The sequence below is a fragment of the Rhodococcus sp. Leaf225 genome (assembly GCF_001426145.1).
Lineage (GTDB): Bacteria > Actinomycetota > Actinomycetes > Mycobacteriales > Mycobacteriaceae > Rhodococcoides.
Window position 1 is genome coordinate 64,596 of record NZ_LMRN01000010.1, and the last position, 13,655, is coordinate 78,250.

A 13,655-nucleotide genomic window follows, 5' to 3' on the forward strand; every position below is an offset into this window, starting at 1 on the left:
CCATGGACCACCCGCGTGTCCACCGCCGTCGCGTACTCGCCCTCACGTCCGACCACCACGTCCACCCCCCAGTGGCTCGCCGCCCCGTTCGGCGAGTCGGGTCAGACCGTAGCGCCGGACGCCGACGACCGGGAGGGAAGACGACGAGGGTTGTGGACGAACCCTCGTGCCTGTGCATATCGCGAGGCGATGTCACCGAACTGACCTATAGTGCTCGCACGACCCGCGGTGCGACCGCGGGAAGAGAGTTCGGGGGGACTTTCGATGACCATCGCGCCGACCGCTGCGCCGCTGTCCACGACGCGCGAATCCGCGGTACGCCGGATCGAGCCGGCCGTGCTGCGCATCACCGTGATCACGGGGGACGTCGAGGTGGACGTCTCGGTTCCCGGCGGAGTCGCCGTCGCCGCGACGGTGCCCGCTCTGACGGCGCTGATCGACGAGCGCGCGGACTCGGATCGTTCGCCGGGCCCACGGTCGCTCTCGACGATGGTGGGAGTGCCGCTCGACGCGCGTCTCTCGTTGCTGGACAACGGTGTTCGGGACGGCGACGTGCTGGTTCTCCACCGCGGACGAGAGTCCTCACCGCCGGTCTTCGACGATCTGACGGAGGCGGTGGCCGTTCTCTGCAACGGCCACTCGTGGACCCGGTCCGACTCGGTCGTCGCAGCCACCGTCGTGTCGACGGCGGCACTGGCGACCGCGGGATGGACCGCGACGAGAACGAGCGGAGTCCCTGCGGCAGCGAGTCTCGCCGTCCTCGCGCTGCTCACCGTCGTGGCCGCGTGTGTGTGCACCGCGGCGCGCGTCCCCTCGGCCCTGAGCTTCGGTCTCAGGTCGACCGGGTGTCTCCTCGCGTTCGCCGCGGGCACGATGCTCGTTCCCGGCCAGGATGCCGCGGCCGACGCAGTGCTCGGATTCGCGCTGACCGCGGCGGCGTCCGTCGTCACCTCGATGGTCGCCGGCCGCGAGGGACGCGCCACGTTCACCGCGGTGTCGACCGTGAGCCTCGTGGGCGCCGTCGCCGCTGCTGTCGAGGCGCTGAGCGACGTGCCCACCGTGACGATCGCGGCGGTCACCGCCGGCGTATGCACCCTGGCGCTCACCCGCGCCCCGCGACTGTCGGCCGCACGAGCCGGAATACGCCTTCCCCCGGTACCACTCGCCGATGCCGGCGCTCGTCTCGACCACCCGGGACACGAGGGACCGCCGACGCGGCCGTCGGAAGCCGCCCTCGTCGCCGCACACGAGTCCGCTCTCGCCGACGTCGACGTCGTCGCGGAACGAGCTCGCACAGCTCAGCAGTACCTCACCGGCTACACGACGGGGTTGTCCCTGCTCGCCTCGGCGGGGGCGATCGTCGTGGCCACGCACGGCATCGCCGCGACCGTCGATCCCGGCAGACTCGCTGCCGCTGCCGCGATCGCCTCCGTCCTGTGCTGCCGGGGCCGCGTGGGTGTCGATCGTCTGCGCTGCGCCGTCGCTGTCACCGCGGGTGTCGCGGCCGTCCTCGTCGTCCTCGCAGTCGGTGCGTCCACACGCGCCGACCTGTGGCCGTGGTGGACCGGGGCTGCGGTGGCGGTCGGCGTCCTCGCGATCCTGATCGGTGTCGTCGCGCCGGGTCGGCGATTCTCCCCCGTCGCGCGCCGGGCGGCCGATCTGGCCGAACTCGCCGTCGTGGTCTCGATCGTTCCTCTCGTCTGTCTCGTCGTCGGGGCCTACTCGGCAGCGCGCGGCCTGTGACGACTCAGCGACGACCAGGGGTGACCGCATGTCTGGTCGCAGCAATGGTCGTTCTGGCCCTGCCCACGACGGGTACGGCAGCCGCGGACACACCGTTGATCGATCCCGGACTGCTCCCCGAGCCGGCTGCCGCGGCCCCGTCCGAACCGACCGAGCAGCGCACCCGGTGCGCGGCCGTCTCCGAGGCGCCCGTGACGTCGGTGGTACCCGCGGCTCAGAGGACGCTCCGGTTCTCGGACGTGTGGAGCCTCACTCGAGGCGCCGGTCAGATCATCGCCGTCATCGACACCGGGGTCGCACCACATCCGCTCCTCCCGACTCTGCGCGCCGGCGGCGACTACGTCTCGACGGGCGACGGGCTCGAGGACTGCGATGCACACGGCACCGTCGTCGCCGGACTCATCGCTGCTCGGCCGGTCCCGGGATCCGGCTTCGCCGGCGGAGCGCCGGACGCCACGATCCTCTCGATTCGTCAGTCCAGTGCAGCCTTCGCCGCGACGTCCTCGGAGCGGGAGGCCGACGAGAACGGTTCCACCTCGGCGGGGTACGGCGACGTCGAGTCGATGGCCGCGGCGATCCGCACCGCTGTCGACGCGGGCGCGGACGTCGTCAACATCTCGGAGGTCGCCTGTGCGAGCGCTGGATCGTCGATGGGCGACGGCGCACTGGGAGCCGCCGTGCGGTACGCCGCGGTGGACAGGGATGCCGTGATCGTCACAGCTGCGGGGAATCTGGACGGCCGTCGGTGCCGGACGCAGAACGACCTCATCCGCGGCATCGACGGACGAGACACGGCGTTGCCGGTGACTCTCGCGTCGCCGGCGTGGTTCGACGAGTACGTCCTCACCGTGGGGTCGCTGGACCCGGACGGGCGGCCGTCGTCGTTCAGCTTGAACGGGCCGTGGGTCGACGTCGCGGCTCCGGGTACCGAGGTCACGTCCCTCGGTGCCACGGGTACCGGTCTGGCCGACGGCACCCTCGACGACGAGGGGCGCCGAACAGCCTTCACGGGAACGAGTTTCGCCACACCGTTCGTCTCCGCGACGGCCGCCCTGGTGCGGGCGCGTCATCCGGAGCTGTCCGCGGCAGATGTCATCGACCGCATCGTGACGACGGCGCACTCACCGGCAGGTGACTGGGACTCGGCCGTCGGCCACGGCAGTCTGGATCCGGTGGCGGCGGTGACGGGCAGCGCGGTCGCACGGGGTGAGGACGCGTCCGTGCGACTGTCCCCGCGCACGACACCTCCGGTCACCGACCGTCGCGACGCACTACTCGCCCTGGCGTCCTCCGTCGGGATCCTGCTGCTCGTGTCCGGCGCACTGGCGGTACGCGCGGTGGTCCGGCGTCAGGACCCGTCGTGACCCACACGGGCCGCATCGACGGTCAGCGCCGGACCGGTCGGCAGCAGTCCCACGACGGGCCACGGCGCCGGTGCCGGATCGCCGAGTCCGAGTGCCTCCGCGTCCTGCGTGAACGGGACGCCGAAGCGGGTTCCCGTGTCGGCGACGTAGAAGGCGGAATCGCGGCGCGGGTCGTCGGCGGCCTGCCCGGTGGTGGCGACGTACAGCCCGGACCCCGGTGCCACGAAGAAGGTGTCCAGCGCATCCCCTGCACCGTCCGCCCCGGCCAGCGTCACGGCGCGCGCGTCGGCAGTCGCACCGATCGTCATCCTCGTCTGCGCCCCGCGCCCCGTCGAGTCGTCCGGCCCGACCCACTCCACGCAGGTGGCGTCGCCGCCCGTCACGATGATCGGTGGTCGCTCCGGAAACGTGTCGACCGCCAGAGGTGCAGCGGTTCTCGGAGCCCGAGCGATCACATCGGGCGGGACGGCGTCGACACCCACCCGGCCGGCCGAATCGGAGAAGCGCAGCAGCTGCGCGGTGGCCGCTCCGATCGCCTGCACGCCGTCCTGCAGAACGACGTAGTGCTCGCTGCGATCCCCGAGATCGACTGTCACCACGGATCCGACGGGCCGACCCCCGATCGGGTACGGGGCAGCAGCGCCCGACCCGATCACCGTGGGGGTCACGATCTCCGGCGCTTCGGGCACCGCGTCGAAGAGCCCCGCCGACACCGGAGTGGGTACCGCGTCCTCCAGGCCGAGGGCTCGGGTCACGGCGGTGTTCTGCAGGTCCACCCGTGCGCGCACCTGTCCGTGCACCAGGTAGTCGACGCCGTCGCGGCGCCACACCAGCGCGTCGTCGGGGTCGAGTGCGCGACGCGGTGCGACGGACTGCGTCCCCACCGGTTCGACGGTCACATCGGTCGTGCCGCTGTCCGACTCCTCGCACACGGACCAGACCATCGCACCAGTCGTGACCGGAAGCGCCTGCGGCGCACCGCCGATACCGATCGCGGCGCCTCGGGCGCGTCGAGCGATCTCGTCCGGACCGACCGCGGTGGGCTCGTCCGGCCGACCGACGAACAACCGGGCGGACGCCAGATCGGACGCGGGATGGAGCGTGTCGTCCTCGACGACGTACAGAGCGCCACTCTCGTCGTCCAGCACGATCACGGCATCACCGATACGTGCGGCCGGTCGGACGAAGGCGAGTGCGGCGCAACCGGCGAGGATCAGGACCGCCACGACGACGCCGACCGCGGAGGCCCGCGCCGTCGATCGCAGCGGTTCGTGCCGCATCGACGTGTCGCCCAGGACCAGTGCGTGATCGAGCCGTCTCACAGAGAACCGATGCGCACCGATCTGCCATCGCGTGGTCGGTGTTCCTGCCATCGATATCCCCTGCCCTCGGTGCCGCGGCGACTCGGCCCGGCCCCCCGCCGGACACGCCGGACCCGATGGAGGGGTCCCGCGTGAGGGCACAGTACATCGACCGCAGAGAAGGAGCCATGGTGTCCGAGACTCGCCCGGGGATGACGGCCGCACGCGACGTCGTGGTGTCGCAGGCAGTGGCGCTCGGCGTGGCCGTCGCGCTCACGACGTCGGGAGTGCCTGCACGATGGGCGATCACGGCCGCAGTGGTCGTCGTGATCGGACTCTGCCTCCCCCGGGACGGGCGTCCTGTCGTGGGTCACCTCTCGGCGTGGCCACGGCTTCTCGCGCATCGACCGGTACCCGCGCGCACGGTGCTGTCGTTCGATCGTCCCGGCGGTCCGATCGGTGTGGTGTGGAACGGATCCGACCTGACGATCGTCGCGGAACTCCACGTCGAACCGGCTGCGGCCGGATGGTCGACGGTCGGCTCACGCGGTGCGACACCCGATGCCGTGGTGCCGCTCCGCGACCTCGTCGACCGACTGTCGCAGGGCACGGACGCGCCCACCCACCTGGGTGTCACCTCCGTCGGCACGCGTCCGGCACGGGGTCGCCGCGCCGCGGACTCCTACCTGTCCATGGCCGGACCGCTCGCGTCGGTGGCGCGGCGGCAAACCTTCCTCTCCCTCTCGACCGATGTCCACGAGGGTGAGACGGCCGCGGCGCGTCGGGGCGGAACTGCTGCGGGGTCGGTGCAGATGCTCGCCACGACCATGGCCCGACTGCAGCACGTCCTGCGCACCCACGGTCTCGTGGGCAGCCTTCTCACCTCCGATCAGATCCGTGCGGCGGATCTTCTGGTGACGAGTGGGGTTCCCCTCCGTCACGTCCGTCCGCAGTGGAGCTTCGCCCGGCTCGGCGGATCGACCTGGTGCTCACGGCGGCTCGCACCGTCCGCCTGGACCGCGGCGGCGATCGACTCGATCGGCGATCACGACGCGGACGTCACGAGTCTCGCCGTCCGGGCGGCTCTCTCGACCACCACCGAAGCGACGGCGACGGCCACCTACGGCTATCTGTCGGCCGAATCGCCGCAGCGCCGATCGATCCGGGTCGCGGGATCCAGCACGCTCGACGGCCTGCATCGACAGGGCCTGGAGGACGTCCTCGTGTCGACCGCCCGGCCGGCGACGCCCACGCACCCCGTCGAGGGAGCGCAGTGGAGCACCCTCGTGCTGCCGGTCGCGGGATGCGGTCAGGTCGTCGGTGTCGACTCCGACGGAACCACGGTCACCGCACGTGTGTTCGGGAAGGACGTCGACACCGTCGACGTCCACGGCGAGCTGTACGTGGTCCACCAGATCGTCTTCCGCGCCGTGGCCGTCGGTGCGGTGGTCCTGGTGATGACCGACCGACCCCATGCGTGGCGCCATCTCGCCGTCGCGGTCGCGGATTCGGGCACCCTCTCGGTGGTGACTCCCGTGTCGGATGTCGAGTCCGGCACCGCGGTGGATCTGGTGGTCGCCGATCATGCCGGAGACAGACCGACTCCGGTACCGGGAACGGTGCTGCGGGTGAACCCGGCCTCGTCGACCGGCGGGACCGACATCGTGATCGACCAGTCCCCGGACGTCACCGACGAGGTGGCCCTGACGATGGCGTCGCGGAGCATCACCCTGCGGCTCGTCACCACCGCGGCCGAGACCGAGGCCATCGGTCGACCGCGGGGTCTCCCACGACCGGGCTCAGCCGCGCGGGTAGGGCTGACCGGCGCCCTCTGACCACCACAGCAACTGATCGATCAACCGCTGTGCGCCATCGATCGCGGCACCGTCGGACGTCTCGCCGTGCGCGTCGAACGCCTTCTTCACTCGGGGGAACAGCACGGCGTCGCGCACGGGGGCCATGTGCAACTCCGCGACCACCTGACGCAGCTGCTCCACGGCGCGCACTCCCCCGGCCGTGCCGCCGTAGGAGACGAAACCCACCGGCTTGCCACGCCATTCGAGCTTCACCGAGTCCAGTGCCAACTTCAGCGGTGCCGGGTAACCGTGGTTGTACTCGGGAGTGACGAGCACGAAGGCATCGCAGCCGTCCACCCAGCGCGTCAGCTCGTCGACACCAGGGCCACCCGAGAGATCCATCGGCAGAACGACATCCGCGAGGTCGAGTACCCGGACCTCGAATCGCCCGTCCGCCGAGGCGCGGCGCACGAACCACTGAGCCACTGTGGGGCCGACACGCCCCGTCCGGACCGAGCCGATGATCACGCCGAGAACAGGAGCCATGTCTGAAGAGGCTAGCCGCAGCAGGCACCGGGCAACGACCGCGTTGCCCGGGTCGTGCGACTGCGATCGGCCAGCTCCGTATCGGCCGGGTAGTCGACGCGCACCAGCGACAGTCCGTGAGCAGGGGCCACGGTGATCGAGCTGGACCTGGCATCGCTGGACAACAGGCCGCGTACCCACGTGAGGTCCCGGCGTCCTTCGCCCACAGCCAGCATCGCCCCGACCAGGGAACGCACCATCGACCAGCAGAACGCGTCCGCGCTCACGTGCGCGGTGAGATCGTCGCCGTCCCGCACCCAGTCGAAGCGCTGCAGCTCCCGCACGGTGGTGGCACCGTCACGGCGCTTGCAGAAGGCGACGAAATCGTGGAGGCCGACGAGGGTCGACGATGCCTCCTGCATCGCCGCCACGTCGAGTGTGCGGGTCCACGGCACCACGAAACCCGCTCGGAGGGGCGGAGTTCCGTAGGGCGCGGTGGACAATCGATACTCGTAGTGCCGCCGCAGTGCGGAGAACCGGGCGTCGAAATCGTCGGACACGAACGTCACACGCAGGACGCGGACGTCCGTCGGCAGGAAACGCGCGAGTCGCCGCACCAGCAACGACGGGTCGGGTGCGCGGTCGGGATCGCGAGGATCGATGCGGGCCAACGCGGTTCGCGGCACGTCGACGTGGGCGACCTGGCCCTCGGCGTGCACGCCGGCATCCGTCCGCCCGGCCACGGTGAGCTCGAGTGGGGTACCGAAGATGGCGGACAGTCGCTCCTCGAGCACACCGCACACGGTCCGTTGGTCGCGTTGTCGAGCCCAGCCGGCGAAGGCAGTGCCGTCGTAGGCGACATCGAGACGCAAACGGGCGAGCCCGCCACCCCCGGAAGGGGTGACGGGCTCGCCCAGAGAGTCCGAGGACACTCTTACTTCTTGTCTGCCTCATCGGCGTTGGCCGCGTGAGCGTCCTCTGCCTCGACACCCTCGATGACGGCGTCTGCATTCTCGACCTGAGCGTCGGTTGCCTCGGCCTCGACGGCCTCGACGACGTTCTGATCGGATGCAGCCTCGTCAGCGGCGGTCTCGTCGTTCGTGGCGGCAGGCGCGGCCTGCGATGCCTGGACACGACGAGCACGGTCCGCCTCGTTGGACACCGTCTGCTCGCGAACGAGCTCGATGATGGCCTGAGGAGCGTTGTCACCCTTGCGGGGGACGGTCTTGATGATGCGGGTGTAGCCGCCTGCGCGCTCGGCGAAGTGCGGGCCGATCTCTGCGAACAGAGTGTGAACGACGTCCTTGTTGCGGATGTCCTTCATGACCTCACGACGGTGAGCCAGCGAGCCGGCCTTCGCGTGCGTGATGATCTTCTCGGCGTAGGGGCGGAGGCGCTTGGCCTTCGACTCCGTGGTGGTGATCCGTCCGTGCTCGAACAACGCCGTGGCCAGGTTGGCGAGAATCGCCTTCTGGTGCGACGCCGATCCGCCGAGACGGCGACCCTTGGTGGGCTTGGGCATGTCAATCTCTCCTGATCAAGAGCTCGGGACGCGAGTGCGTCAGAGCTGTTCGGTCTCGGCGTAGTCCTGCTCGGCGCCGTCGGCATCGCTCACGGCGGTGTCGGTGTCGCTCCAGGTACCGGTGGCGGCGTCGTATCCGGCGACAGTGCTCGGATCGAACGTCGCGGGGCTGTCCTTGAGCGAGAGGCCGAGCGAGTGCAGCTTGACCTTGACCTCGTCGATGGACTTCTGTCCGAAGTTACGGATGTCCAGCAGATCCGACTCGGTACGGCCGACCAGCTCGCCGACGGTGTGAACACCCTCGCGCTTGAGGCAGTTGTAGGACCGGACGGTGAGGTCCAGATCCTCGATCGGCAGACCGAAGGATGCGATGTGATCGGCCTCGGCGGGCGAGGGTCCGATCTCGATGCCTTCTGCTTCGACGTTGAGCTCACGGGCAAGCCCGAACAGCTCGACCAGGGTCTTGCCCGCCGAGGCGAGCGCGTCCCGCGCGGTGATGGAGTTCTTTGTCTCCACGTCGAGAACGAGCCGATCGAAGTCGGTGCGCTGCTCGACGCGGGTGGCCTCCACCTTGTAGGTCACCTTCAGCACGGGCGAGTAGATCGAGTCGACCGGGATACGGCCGATCTCGGCGCCCGACGCCTTGTTCTGAACAGCCGGAACGTATCCGCGGCCACGCTCGACGACGAGCTCGATTTCGAGCTTGCCCTTGTCGTTCAGGGTCGCGATGTGCAGATCCGGGTTGTTCACGGTGACGCCGGCCGGAGGAACGATGTCGCCTGCAGTGACAGTGCCGGGGCCCTGCTTGCGGACGTACATGGTGACCGGCTCGTCCTCTTCCGAGGACACGACGAGACCCTTGAGGTTCAGGATGATGTCGGTGACATCCTCCTTCACGCCGGGGACCGTGGTGAATTCGTGCAGAACGCCGTCGATACGGATGCTGGTGACAGCAGCGCCGGGGATCGACGAGAGAAGCGTGCGGCGAAGCGAGTTGCCGAGGGTGTACCCGAAGCCAGGCTCGAGGGGCTCGATGACGAACTTCGAGCGGTTGTCAGCGATGACCTCTTCGGTCAGCGTGGGTCGCTGAGAAATGAGCATTGATGTCCTCCTGGGAAGAGCGTCCGCTATTTGACGCTCGGGATGTGGCCTACGGCCCCGTGCGCCTTTTGCGTATCCGGAGATACGCAAAAGGCGCACGGGGCGCGAAGCGCCCTACTTCGAGTAGTACTCGACGATGAGCTGCTCGGTCAGCGGGATGTCGATCTGCGAACGCTCCGGCTCCTGGTGGACCAGGATGCGGAGACGGTTCGGAACGACCTGCAGCCAACCGGCAACGGGACGATCGCCATAGGTCTCACGGGCGATCTGGAAAGGCAGCGTGCTCAGCGACTTCTCGCGGACGTCGATGATGTCGTACTGCGAGACGCGGTAGCTGGGGATGTCGACCTTCTTGTTGTTGACCAAGAAGTGGCCGTGCGTGACCAACTGGCGTGCCTGACGACGCGTGCGAGCGAGGCCCGCACGGTAGACGACGTTGTCGAGACGCGTCTCGAGGATGCGGAGCAGGTTCTCACCCGTCTTGCCCTTGAGGCGGTTCGCTTCCTTGTAGTACAGCGAGAACTGCTTCTCCATGACGCCGTAGGTGAAGCGTGCCTTCTGCTTCTCCTGCAGCTGGAGCAGGTACTCGCTCTCCTTGATACGCGCGCGGCCGTGCTGGCCGGGCGGGTACGGGCGACGCTCGAAGGCCTGGTCGCCTCCGACGAGGTCGACGCGCAGTCGACGCGACTTGCGGGTGATGGGTCCGGTATAACGAGCCATGTTCTGTTACTTCCTTCCCGCTAGACGCGACGGCGCTTGGGCGGACGGCAGCCGTTGTGCGGCTGGGGGGTGACATCGGAGATGGTGCCGACCTCGAGGCCTGCCGCCTGGAGCGAACGGATCGCGGTCTCGCGGCCGGAGCCGGGACCCTTCACGAAGACGTCGACCTTCTTGACGCCGTGCTCCTGCGCCTTGCGCGCGGCACTCTCGGCAGCGAGCTGAGCGGCGAACGGGGTCGACTTGCGCGAGCCCTTGAAGCCCACGTGGCCCGAGGACGCCCACGAGATGACGTTGCCCGACGGGTCGGTGATCGACACGATCGTGTTGTTGAACGTGCTCTTGATGTGAGCGCTGCCGTGCGGGACGTTCTTCTTGTCCCTGCGGCGCGTCTTCTGGGTCTTCTTCGGACCGGAGGTGCGTGACTTCGGGGGCATTACTTCGCCTTCTTCTTGCCGGCAATGGTGCGCTTCGGTCCCTTACGGGTGCGCGCATTGGTCTTCGTGCGCTGTCCACGGACGGGCAGACCACGACGGTGGCGAAGGCCCTGGTAGCAGCCGATCTCGATCTTGCGACGGATGTCGGCCTGCACCTCGCGGCGCAGGTCGCCCTCGACCTTGAGCGACTCCTCGATGTACTCGCGGAGCTTGGTCAGGTCCTCGTCGGTGAGGTCCTTGCTCCGGAGATCGGGGCTGACGCCCGTGGCGGAGAGAATCTCCTGCGAACGGGTACGGCCGATGCCGTAGATGTAGGTGAGTGCGATCTCCATGCGCTTCTCGCGCGGAAGATCCACACCGGCTAGACGTGCCATGTGGCGTTTTCCTTCATTCGTGCGGAGGTCTGCTCCCAGTCCGTCCCCATACATGTGGTGCTCGGGGCCCCGGCCTCCGCGGCCGGGGGTGTACTACCCGCGTGTGGGCAGCTGGTGCTGGGAGGTCTTCTTCTGGCATGTGGAGCCAAGTAGATCTTCGAGAGGGGGTTGATCAGCCCTGACGCTGCTTGTGGCGCAGGTTGTCGCAGATCACCATGACCCGGCCGTTACGGCGGATCACTTTGCACTTCTCGCAGATCGGCTTGACGCTCGGCTTGACCTTCACGTCTTTTCGATCTCCTGGTCGCGTCCGAGGATCACGCGCGAACGCGTCGAACCTCGGACATGGTTGATCCCCGGCTCGCGAGGAACCGGGGACTCTTGACTACTTGTAGCGGTAGACGATCCGCCCGCGTGTCAGGTCGTAGGGAGACAGCTCGACCACGACGCGATCCTCGGGGAGGATGCGGATGTAGTGCTGCCGCATCTTGCCGCTGATGTGAGCGAGCACCTTGTGACCGTTCTCCAGCTCGATGCGAAACATCGCATTGGGCAGGGGTTCGACTACTCGGCCCTCGACCTCGATTGCGCCGTCCTTCTTTGCCATATCCTCCGCGATCCTGGTTTGCACACCTGATTGACGTCTCGTAACCACACTTCGTGCAGGCACGCGTGAACGCACCGACGTTCCATGTTACCGGGTCGGAGCGAGCAGGCCAAACCAGCCGTCCACAGGCGCGGAGCACCCTCAGCCCGAATGGCCCCGATAGGTGCCGAAGGACCAGTGCACTCCCTCGGGATCGAGGCAGGTGAAACCCTGGCCGCCGTAGTCCTCGTCGCGCAGGGGTTCCACGATACGGGCGCCGGCCTCGCGCGCGCGATCGTGCAGTCGCGTCAGTTCGTCCTGTCCCACGGCAACGTAGACGGCGCCGACTCCGGGCGGCAGGCCCGCGATGGTGCTGTCCGGTCGCGCCGAGCCGAGCATGACGGCTCCGCCGCCGGGGCGGACGAGCTCGGCGTGGTCGACGCGCTCCCCCTCGCCGTACACGGCGGCCTCGGTGAAGCCGAGGACGTCGACGATAAAGGCGATCGCGGCACGCGCGTCGTCGTAGCGGAGTGCGGGCCAGACGACGGTCGGGGTGGTCTCGGTGTGCTGTGTCTCGGTCATGCCGTCGATCCTGTCGCCGCGGAGGTGCGCTCGTCTTGTACGGATGCGAACACCTCGTTCGCACGCCACACCGAGGGCGCCGACCCCGCCAGCGCGCGCCAGTCCCGTGCCATGTGTGCCTGGTCGAAGTAGCCGCAGACCGACGCCACCTCGGCGAGCCGGGGCGGTTCGGCCACCCGCAGCATCGCGTGCGCTCGGGCGAACCGCCCCAGCCGGACCGCGTCCCGCGGCGTGACGGCGTACTCGGAGGCGAACGCGGTCTCGAGGCGTCGACGGCTCCATCCGACCTCCGCGGCGACCTGCTCCACCGACATCGCGGTGGGACCGGTGGTCCGCGCCCACGCCCGCTCCAGCCGGGCATCCGGTTGCGGGGCCCGGCCCAGTCGCGCGCACAGCGTGCGGTCCAGCAGCGCGAATGCCTCACGCCATCCGGTCGCTGCGTGCACGCCGTCGAGAAGCCGAGCGGCATCGCGCCCGAGCAGGTCCTCCAACGGCACGATGTACTGGCGCAACTCGGCGGGCGGGACGTGGAGCAGCGCGCGGCACCCCGCCGGCGTCACCGTGATCTGGACACCGTGCTGCTCGCCGTCGTGCTCGATCACGACGGGTTCGGTCCCCAGACCCGACGCGAGGGCACCGAACTCCCCCGGCCGCTGATCCGCCATCGCGGTGCGGGAGATCGTGAGCGGTGGCCCGATCGGCAGAATGATCGTCAGGTCGACGGACGGCATGCCGACGTGCGAGCCCGGCGCGAAGCCGGAGAGGCGGTACCCCTCGTAGCGACGCACGAGGCCGCGGAGGGCCCGCGACGGCACCGCGGTCGCGCCGTCCGACACGGCTGTCATGGGCACACGGTAGAACGGTACGAGCGAGGCCGCACGGCATTCGTGCACACGCTGCGGACGAGGAGGACCGATCGATGGCCGAGGATCCAGGACGCGTCGAGAAGGCGTTGGTGTCGATCCTCGACAACGGGAGCCGACTGCAGGGCCCCGCCGTCGAGAAGTACGTCTGGCGAATACGCCGCGCGCATCCCACCGAGTCGCCGGCGCAGATCATCGGTCGCCTGGAGAAGACGTTCCTGAACGCCGTGACGGGAAGCGGCGGGGCTGCCGGGGCCACCGCCGCGGTGCCCGGCATCGGCACCGTCGCGTCGGTCGCTGCCGTCGGCACCGAGACGGCCTTCTTCGTCGAGGCCTCCGCACTGCTCACCCTGTCGGTGGCCGCCGTCCACGGCATCGCCGTGCACGACCACGAACAGCGGCGTGCGCTGGTGCTGGCGGTCGCTCTCGGTGAGTCCGGCCGGGAGATCGTCGGCAGGACACTGGGCCGCGGCAACGTCGGCCGCGTGCTCACCGCCGGGATCCCCGGCGCGAACCTCGGCAGTCTGAACAAGCGGCTCGTCCGCAAGTTCGTCGCCAAGTACGCCGCGAAGCGAGGGGCGGTCATGCTCGGCACGCTGCTGCCCGCGGGCATCGGAGCCGTCATCGGCGGAGCCGGCAACCGCGCCTTGGGCAAAGGCGTCGTCACCAATGCACGGGACGCCTTCGGGCCGCCGCCGGCGCGGTGGCAGGACGCACCGGGCGTCGTCGAGCCGGACGCCTGAC

The 13,655-nt window shown here is 69.3% G+C and carries 16 protein-coding genes; 4 read left to right on the forward strand and 12 right to left on the reverse strand.

Features of this window, described 5'->3' with window-relative positions; genetic code table 11:
- Window positions 1–264 precede the first annotated feature (264 nt).
- A complete protein-coding gene (eccD, locus tag ASG69_RS09455; protein WP_056442538.1) occupies window positions 265–1,743 on the forward strand; it encodes a type VII secretion integral membrane protein EccD in 1,479 nt (492 codons plus the stop codon).
- A gap of 44 nt (window positions 1,744–1,787) precedes the next feature.
- Window positions 1,788–3,107 (forward strand): type VII secretion-associated serine protease mycosin, encoded by a 1,320-nt coding sequence (gene mycP / locus ASG69_RS09460; RefSeq protein WP_056442542.1) that lies wholly within the window; start codon window positions 1,788–1,790, stop codon window positions 3,105–3,107.
- Here mycP and eccB read toward each other — a convergent pair.
- The gene (gene eccB / locus ASG69_RS09465) at window positions 3,092–4,480 is read right to left on the reverse strand and encodes a type VII secretion protein EccB (protein ID WP_056442545.1); all 1,389 of its coding nucleotides are present in this window, start codon (window positions 4,478–4,480) and stop codon (window positions 3,092–3,094) included. The two genes, mycP and eccB, sit on opposite strands and share 16 nt — an antisense overlap.
- 116 nt (window positions 4,481–4,596) lie before the next feature.
- On the opposite strand from eccB, the gene ASG69_RS09470 reads away from it, so the two are divergent.
- Window positions 4,597–6,243, forward strand: a complete 1,647-nt coding sequence (locus ASG69_RS09470) for a type VII secretion protein EccE (protein WP_056442548.1) — start codon at window positions 4,597–4,599, stop codon at window positions 6,241–6,243.
- On the opposite strand, the gene ASG69_RS09475 is transcribed toward ASG69_RS09470, so the two are convergent.
- From ASG69_RS09475 to ASG69_RS09525, 11 genes are all read right to left on the reverse strand, one after another.
- A complete protein-coding gene (locus ASG69_RS09475; RefSeq protein WP_056442552.1) occupies window positions 6,208–6,750 on the reverse strand; it encodes an NADPH-dependent FMN reductase in 543 nt (180 codons plus the stop codon). The two genes, ASG69_RS09470 and ASG69_RS09475, sit on opposite strands and share 36 nt — an antisense overlap.
- A gap of 11 nt (window positions 6,751–6,761) precedes the next feature.
- On the reverse strand, window positions 6,762–7,601 hold the full coding sequence (gene truA, locus ASG69_RS09480; protein ID WP_082544355.1) for a tRNA pseudouridine(38-40) synthase TruA: 840 nt from the start codon (window positions 7,599–7,601) through the stop codon (window positions 6,762–6,764).
- A 62-nt stretch (window positions 7,602–7,663) separates the two neighbouring features.
- Window positions 7,664–8,251, reverse strand: a complete 588-nt coding sequence (gene rplQ / locus ASG69_RS09485) for a 50S ribosomal protein L17 (protein ID WP_027503821.1) — start codon at window positions 8,249–8,251, stop codon at window positions 7,664–7,666.
- A gap of 39 nt (window positions 8,252–8,290) precedes the next feature.
- Window positions 8,291–9,352, reverse strand: coding sequence for a DNA-directed RNA polymerase subunit alpha (locus ASG69_RS09490; RefSeq protein WP_027503822.1), 1,062 nt, complete (start codon window positions 9,350–9,352; stop codon window positions 8,291–8,293).
- A 114-nt stretch (window positions 9,353–9,466) separates the two neighbouring features.
- A complete protein-coding gene (rpsD, locus tag ASG69_RS09495) occupies window positions 9,467–10,072 on the reverse strand; it encodes a 30S ribosomal protein S4 (protein ID WP_027503823.1) in 606 nt (201 codons plus the stop codon).
- A 20-nt stretch (window positions 10,073–10,092) separates the two neighbouring features.
- Complete coding sequence (rpsK, locus tag ASG69_RS09500) at window positions 10,093–10,506, reverse strand: 30S ribosomal protein S11 (protein ID WP_027503824.1); 414 nt, start codon at window positions 10,504–10,506, stop codon at window positions 10,093–10,095.
- The gene (gene rpsM / locus ASG69_RS09505) at window positions 10,506–10,880 is read right to left on the reverse strand and encodes a 30S ribosomal protein S13 (protein WP_027503825.1); all 375 of its coding nucleotides are present in this window, start codon (window positions 10,878–10,880) and stop codon (window positions 10,506–10,508) included. Before rpsM ends, rpsK begins: the two co-directional genes overlap by 1 nt.
- 172 nt (window positions 10,881–11,052) lie before the next feature.
- Window positions 11,053–11,166, reverse strand: a complete 114-nt coding sequence (gene rpmJ / locus ASG69_RS09510) for a 50S ribosomal protein L36 (protein ID WP_009679193.1) — start codon at window positions 11,164–11,166, stop codon at window positions 11,053–11,055.
- Window positions 11,167–11,265: 99 nt separating this feature from the next.
- Complete coding sequence (gene infA / locus ASG69_RS09515) at window positions 11,266–11,487, reverse strand: translation initiation factor IF-1 (RefSeq protein ID WP_005140011.1); 222 nt, start codon at window positions 11,485–11,487, stop codon at window positions 11,266–11,268.
- Window positions 11,488–11,628: 141 nt separating this feature from the next.
- Window positions 11,629–12,048: a VOC family protein gene (locus ASG69_RS09520; protein ID WP_056442557.1), complete on the reverse strand. Its 420-nt coding sequence runs from the start codon at window positions 12,046–12,048 to the stop codon at window positions 11,629–11,631.
- Window positions 12,045–12,893, reverse strand: coding sequence for a helix-turn-helix domain-containing protein (locus tag ASG69_RS09525; protein WP_056442636.1), 849 nt, complete (start codon window positions 12,891–12,893; stop codon window positions 12,045–12,047). Before ASG69_RS09525 ends, ASG69_RS09520 begins: the two co-directional genes overlap by 4 nt.
- 74 nt (window positions 12,894–12,967) lie before the next feature.
- Here ASG69_RS09525 and ASG69_RS09530 point away from each other — a divergent pair, with 74 nt between their 5' ends.
- The gene (locus ASG69_RS09530) at window positions 12,968–13,654 is read left to right on the forward strand and encodes a hypothetical protein (RefSeq protein WP_056442559.1); all 687 of its coding nucleotides are present in this window, start codon (window positions 12,968–12,970) and stop codon (window positions 13,652–13,654) included.
- Window position 13,655: the final 1 nt, after the last annotated feature.